We start from the raw sequence: 5,092 nt of genomic DNA, 5'->3' as shown, positions 1-5,092 counted from the left end.
GATGCGTCCCCGGTCCTCGCGACCGACGCCCGGCGGCTGGCCGTCATGACCGTGCTCACCGTGCTGGCCGGTGCCGTGGACGCCGTGAGCTTTCTCCATGGGGAAGGTGTTCTGCGCGCTGGCGACCGGCAACGTGCTCTTCCTGTCGTTCGGGCCGGCCGGGGAGGGTGATGTTCCGGTGGCGCGGCCCGCTCGCGATCGGCGCGTTCATGGCCGGGGCGGCCGTCGCGGGCGTCGTGCGGCGGCCCTCCGTCCTCGACGCCGTCGGCTCCCCCGGCCGCCCCCTGGAGGCCCGCATCCTTCAGCGGGCCGAGCAGGCCTACGGCATGGAGTTCGGCCATGTGCGCGTGCACAGCGAGCCCGTCGCCCAGCGCTCGGCCGAGGCACTCGGAGCCCTCGCCTACACCACCGGCTCCCACATCGTGCTCGGCGGGAACCACGTCAGCGACGAGGTGATGTACGAAGAGGTCGACCACGTGCGGCAGGAGCCGGCACTCTTCTCGAACGGATCGTTGGGGTCGGAGACCTTCTCACCCCTGCCGTTGTCGGTACCCGGCGCGGGGCCCGGGGCTTGCCGTACCGGCGCGGGTTCGGCACGCACCACATGGAGATCGGCGACAACGAGAAGGACGGGATACGGGGCGAGTTCGTGGAGAAGGGCGAGATCGGGGCAACCGTGCAGAACTGGCTCGACCCCCACAGCCACCTCTACGGCCTGCCCCTCGCCGTCGGCGGCATGGGGAACACCGACTACCACGGCGACACCATCCTCCCGGACGAGTCGTACCGGCACCTGTTCATGGGCTACAAGCCCCCGACCGGCAAACGCGACGGCGCACTTCGGGTCGGCATCGAGACCGCCGGGCCGGGAGGCAGGACGCCCGACGGCTATGAGCACGGCGTGACGAGCAGCAAGAAGAACAACAACCCCGTGAGCCGGCTCGGCGGCCACAAGGACGACAAGCCCGGTGGCAAGGCCCCGCTCGGTTCGAGTCAGCGCCATGTCGATCTGCGGGAGTTCGGCGACTGGGTGCAGAAGCTGAAACGCCTGGAGAACGACTGGAAGACGGAGTTCGCCAAAGCCAAGACCCATGAGGAAGGCGCGGCCCTGTACCGGGACCTGATCGGCAAGCGCAACGGCCCCGGTTCGTGAACCGCGTTGCGCCCGGTGCGGGAGCCGTCCCGCACGACGCCGGCGACACCGATCGGTGGACGGCCGGCACCGCGGTTCGCACTCTCACCGCCGCATCGGCAGGATGGGGCCATGACCGACATCCGCACACCCCGCCTCCTCCTGCGCCGATGGCTGGAGGACGACCTCGTCCCCCTGTCCGAGATCCATGCCGACCCGGCGGTGATGCGCCGGATCGGCGACGGCGCGACACGCTCCGAGGAGCAGACCGAGCAGGACATCGAGGCGTGGGAGGAGGAGTGGGACGAGGAAGGGTTCGGGATGTTCGCCGTCGAACTGCTGGGCTCGGGTGAGCTGGCGGGCGCCGTCGGTCTGTCCGTGGCCGACGCCCCGGCGGAGATCGCCGGCCAGGTGGCGATCAGCTGGCGGCTCGGGCGGGTGTTCTGGAGTCAGGGGTACGCCTCCGAAGCGGCACACGCCACCCTGGAATTCGCCGTGCAGGACCGCGGTCTCGACCGGGTGGTGGCCGTGCGCCGGATCGCCGACACGGCCTCCGCGAACGTACTCGACAAACTCGGCATGCAGGCGGAAGGCACCGCGCAGGATCCGGTCCTCGGCCACGACCTCGCGGTGTACGGCATCGACCTCACCCAGTACCAGGAATAGCGCCGGCGTCGTTGCCGGCCGGTGGGCCGTCCGGCTTCCGCACTGCCGCGTCGAGGACAGGGCCCAGTTCCCGGGCCACGGTCGTCAGGGCCCGGATGTCCTGCTCGGCACGGGCGAGGAGGATCGCCCCCTCCAGGCTGCTGATCATGAGCGTGGCGAGTGCGCCGGTGCGTTCCTCGGGCACACCCATCCCGGTCAGGGCTCGGGCGAGGGCACCGGTCCAGGTGGCGAAGGCGGCGGAGGCGGCCTTCCGCGTGGAGGGGACCGACTCCGCGCAGTCCACCGTGGCCGCCGCGACCGGGCAGCCGCCCGCGAAGCCGGCGTCACCGTACTCGTCGGTCCACTGACGCACCATCGCGGCGAAGAGCCCGCTCGGCGTCGGCTCGGACAGCGAGGCCAGGAATCGGGCGACGCGGTCCGCCGCGTATCCGCCCGCCCAGCCCACCGCCTCGTCGACCAACTGCGTCTTGCCACCGGGAAAGTAGTGCTGGAGCGAGCCGCGAGGGGCCCCGGCGTCGACGGCGACCTCGCGCATGCCGGTGGAGGCGACTCCGTGGCGGCGGATGAGCTGGGCGGCGCTGAAGACCATCCGCTCGCGAGGTCCCCGCTCAGCCTTCGCCATCGCCGGTCTCCCTCAGCTGTGTCACGCATCCTTCTCGAGTCCCACCCTATGACCGCCGTCATAACCGCGGCTACTATGACCGCTGTCATAGTCGAGCGCGACGGCGACGGCTCGGCTTCCGCGCGAGCCGCGGGAGGCGGTACGTCATGTACGTCGGTTTCATCGGTCTCGGAGTCATGGGACAGCCCATGGCACTGAACCTCGCTCGTGCCGGGACCCGGCTCGTGGTCTGGAACCGCACCCCGGAGCGGTGCGAACCTCTGCGCGCCGCCGGCGCCGAGGTGGCGGCCGGTGCCGCCGAGGTGTTCCACCGGGCCCCCACCGTGTTCCTCATGCTGGCCGACGAGTCCGCCGTGGACGCGGTCCTGGGGCGCGGCACCCCGGACTTCGCCCCGAGCGTGGCCGGCCGCACCGTCGTCCACATGGGCACGGCCTCGGCCGAGTACTCCTGCGGCCTCCAGGAGGACATCCGGGCGGCGGGCGGGCGTTACGTCGAGGCCCCGGTCTCCGGCAGCCGCGTCCCCGCCGAACGGGGAGAGCTGGTCGGAATGCTGGCGGGTGACGACGACGCCATGGCGACCGTCCGGCCCCTGCTCGCTCCCCTGTGCCGGGAGACGTTCGGGTGCGGGGCCGTCCCGGGCGCCCTGCTGCTGAAGTTCTCCGTGAACCTGTTCCTGATCGCGGTGGTCACGGGGCTCGCCGAGGCCTTCCATTTCGCCGAGCGGCACGGACTCGATCAGCGTCTCTTCCGGGACGTCCTGGACGCCGGCCCCATGGCCAGCGCCGTCTCCCGGGTCAAGACGCCCAAACTGCTGGAGCGCGACTTCTCGGTCCAGGCGGCTGCCGCGGACGTCCTGAAGAACAACCGCCTGATCGCCGAGGCCGCCCGCAAGGCCGACCTGGCGTCCCCGCTGCTCGACGTGTGCCACGCCCTCTACGACGAAACCGTGCGGCGGGGCCACGGCGGCGAGGACATGGTGGCCGTCCTGCACGCCCTGGAGGCCCGGACCGCCGGCGCGCCCGTGTCGGCGGACCGAACCGCGGACGTCTCCGCTTAGGCGTTGTCGCATGCGGCCGGTGGACACCTCGCACGCGCCTCGCCGGAGCAGCGTGGCCGCCGCCATACCCGCACACCGCGGACCGCCCGGACCAGGTGACGTCAGGTGCGTACCGCGAAGGTCAGGCGTGGGACAGCGTGAAGGACACCAGGAAGCCGCTGACCGTGACCAGACCGATCGCCAGATGGGCTTCCTGGAACGCCTCGGGGATCATCGTGTCGGCGATCATGGCCAGGATCGCTCCGGCGGCCACCGCCGTCACCCCCGCGATCACGGTGGGCGAAAAGCCGCCGAGTACGGCGTATCCGAGGATGGCGGAGACTGTGCTCGCGGCCGCGATGGAGCCCCACACCCCGAAGACGTAAGCCTTGCCGCGCCCGGCCTTCTTCATCCCTGCCGAGCTGGACAGGCCCTCCGGGATGTTGCTGATGAACACCGCCGCGACCGTCACGAGGCTGACCGCCCCACCGTCGAGCAGGCTGACGCCGATCACCGCCGACTCGGGCACTCCGTCCAGGAGCGCGCCGAGTGCCAGCGCCGTGCCCGAGCCGCCCTGTTCCTCCTCGGACGGCTGCGTCTGCTCCGTGTGATGGCCCGATCGCTTGCGATGGCGAGCGCCTCGGCGTGCCAGCCACAGGTTCCCGGCGGTGTAGGCAACCGCCCCGGCCAGCGTCCCGATCGCAGCCGGACCCAGTCCACCCTGCTCGTAGGCCTCGCCCACCAGCTCGAAGGAGACGGCCGAGAGGAGCACGCCGGCACCGAAGGCCATCACCAGAGCGATGACCTTCTGCGACACGCGCATCCCGTAGCCGAACACCGCTCCCAGCAGGAGAGCACTGCCTGCCAGCAACCCCCAACCACCTGCTTGCATCGCCTCGGACATGCAGCGCCGTGTACCCGCGCGAGCGTGATCGGCACCTGATGCGCCCGGTGGTCGGTGCCAGGGGTCTGCGTCGATGGCGGCGCCGGACGTCTTGTTGAGCCTCGGACACACCTCGGACACGGAGTACGGGGAGCAGCACGGTGCTGGGCCATGTGACGTCTGTTCAGGGTGGGTGGACCGCAAAAGCGTGAGCGGCCTTCGCGTTCTGGGGAGGTCTCGTGAACGGGCCTCGCGCGGTCGTCGTCTGCCTTGTGATCGCGTGGGCCTGGGCGACCGGGTACGAGCAGGCCGCCGACGGGCTGCGGTCGATGTTGTACCGGTGGACGGCACGGCGTGGGGCCGGGCCACCGGCTTCCCCGGCGCGGTGAACCGGGCCGGCTCGGCAAGGCGCTGCGCTGGGACGGGCGGGACTGGCGGGACGTGCCGGTGCCGCCGGGGGCCGTGTACGGCTGCACATCCTGGCTGCCGACGACGTCTGGGCCACGGGGGCCACCGACTCGGGTGCGGCTGTGGCGCACTGGGACGGGCAGGCCTGGCGGCAGACGGTCGTGGACGGGTTTCCGCGGTCGGCCGTGGGGAGTGTGCTGGCGGTATCGCCGACGGAGGTGTGGGCGGGCGGCACGGCCGGGTTCGTCGGCGGGCCGGTCGACCGGCCGATCCCGCCCCCGCTGGTCCGCTGGGACGGGCAGGCGTGGAGCCGGGTGACGGTGCCGACCGACTTCGGTTCGGTC

At 71.6% G+C, this 5,092-nt stretch carries 5 protein-coding genes and 2 pseudogenes; 5 read left to right on the top strand and 2 right to left on the bottom strand.

All coding sequences use genetic code 11. The features are described from left to right. Window positions 1–170 precede the first annotated feature (170 nt). From ABZ281_RS37290 to ABZ281_RS37280, 3 genes and pseudogenes are all read left to right on the top strand, one after another. A pseudogene (locus ABZ281_RS37290) lies at window positions 171–476 on the top strand (DUF4157 domain-containing protein); the annotation flags it as partial. Window positions 477–571: 95 nt separating this feature from the next. Then, a complete protein-coding gene (locus ABZ281_RS37285; RefSeq protein WP_356662471.1) occupies window positions 572–1,153 on the top strand; it encodes a hypothetical protein in 582 nt (193 codons plus the stop codon). A gap of 111 nt (window positions 1,154–1,264) precedes the next feature. After that, window positions 1,265–1,798: a GNAT family N-acetyltransferase gene (locus ABZ281_RS37280; RefSeq protein ID WP_356662470.1), complete on the top strand. Its 534-nt coding sequence runs from the start codon at window positions 1,265–1,267 to the stop codon at window positions 1,796–1,798. Here ABZ281_RS37280 and ABZ281_RS37275 read toward each other — a convergent pair. Beyond that, entirely contained in the window at window positions 1,779–2,420 is a 642-nt protein-coding gene (locus ABZ281_RS37275; protein ID WP_356662469.1) for a TetR/AcrR family transcriptional regulator, read from the bottom strand. The two genes, ABZ281_RS37280 and ABZ281_RS37275, sit on opposite strands and share 20 nt — an antisense overlap. A gap of 146 nt (window positions 2,421–2,566) precedes the next feature. Here ABZ281_RS37275 and ABZ281_RS37270 point away from each other — a divergent pair, with 146 nt between their 5' ends. Continuing rightward, window positions 2,567–3,478 (top strand): NAD(P)-dependent oxidoreductase, encoded by a 912-nt coding sequence (locus ABZ281_RS37270; RefSeq protein ID WP_356662468.1) that lies wholly within the window; start codon window positions 2,567–2,569, stop codon window positions 3,476–3,478. 121 nt (window positions 3,479–3,599) lie between these two features. Here ABZ281_RS37270 and ABZ281_RS37265 read toward each other — a convergent pair whose 3' ends face one another. Further along, window positions 3,600–4,361, bottom strand: coding sequence for a ZIP family zinc transporter (locus ABZ281_RS37265; protein WP_356662467.1), 762 nt, complete (start codon window positions 4,359–4,361; stop codon window positions 3,600–3,602). Window positions 4,362–4,870: 509 nt separating this feature from the next. Between ABZ281_RS37265 and ABZ281_RS37260 the strand changes: the two are divergent. Then, window positions 4,871–5,092, top strand: a pseudogene (locus ABZ281_RS37260) (hypothetical protein); the annotation flags it as partial.

Origin of the sequence: Streptomyces sp. NPDC006265, assembly GCF_040613555.1 — a bacterium.
Lineage (GTDB): Bacteria > Actinomycetota > Actinomycetes > Streptomycetales > Streptomycetaceae > Streptomyces.
This window is presented reverse-complemented; position numbering and strand designations above follow the sequence as displayed.

What these genes read in the sequence shown, in the direction of transcription:
- ABZ281_RS37265 (WP_356662467.1), bottom strand. Translation starts at nt 4,361, where the DNA reads ATGTCCGAGGCGATGCAAGCAGGTGGTTGGGGGTTGCTGGCAGGCAGT.
- ABZ281_RS37270 (WP_356662468.1), top strand. Translation starts at nt 2,567, where the DNA reads ATGTACGTCGGTTTCATCGGTCTCGGAGTCATGGGACAGCCCATGGCA.
- ABZ281_RS37275 (WP_356662469.1), bottom strand. Translation starts at nt 2,420, where the DNA reads ATGGCGAAGGCTGAGCGGGGACCTCGCGAGCGGATGGTCTTCAGCGCC.
- ABZ281_RS37280 (WP_356662470.1), top strand. Translation starts at nt 1,265, where the DNA reads ATGACCGACATCCGCACACCCCGCCTCCTCCTGCGCCGATGGCTGGAG.